Origin of the sequence: Pantoea sp. B9002 (assembly GCF_013385945.1) — a bacterium.
Classification (GTDB): domain Bacteria; phylum Pseudomonadota; class Gammaproteobacteria; order Enterobacterales; family Enterobacteriaceae; genus Pantoea.
Map to the genome: position 1 here is coordinate 1 of NZ_JACAPA010000099.1, position 320 is coordinate 320.

The 320-nt window shown below is 66.9% G+C and carries 1 pseudogene; it reads right to left on the reverse strand.

What is annotated here, in order from left to right:
• Positions 1-320, reverse strand: a pseudogene (locus tag HX773_RS25355) (phosphate acyltransferase); the annotation flags it as partial.

The window sequence follows — 320 nt, forward strand, 5'->3', positions numbered from 1 at the left end:
GAGCCCATCACGGCGAACTGGAACAGGTGCTCGGCACTGCAATCGACATTCGCCCCGAGGTCGAGCAACTGGCAATAGCCGCGCCGGGTCGGGATCGCCGCCACCATCGCTGGCCGGTCGATGCCCGGCAGGGTCTTGAGCACATGACGCGACAGGGCCATCAGCGCCCCGGTATTACCGGCACTGACCACCGCCTGGGCCTTATCGTCACGCAGTAGCTGCAACGCCACGCGCATCGACGAATCGGGCTTGCCACGCAGGGCCTGGGACGGCCGCTCATCCATGGTGATGACCTCCGCCGCCGGGACAATCGTCAGGCG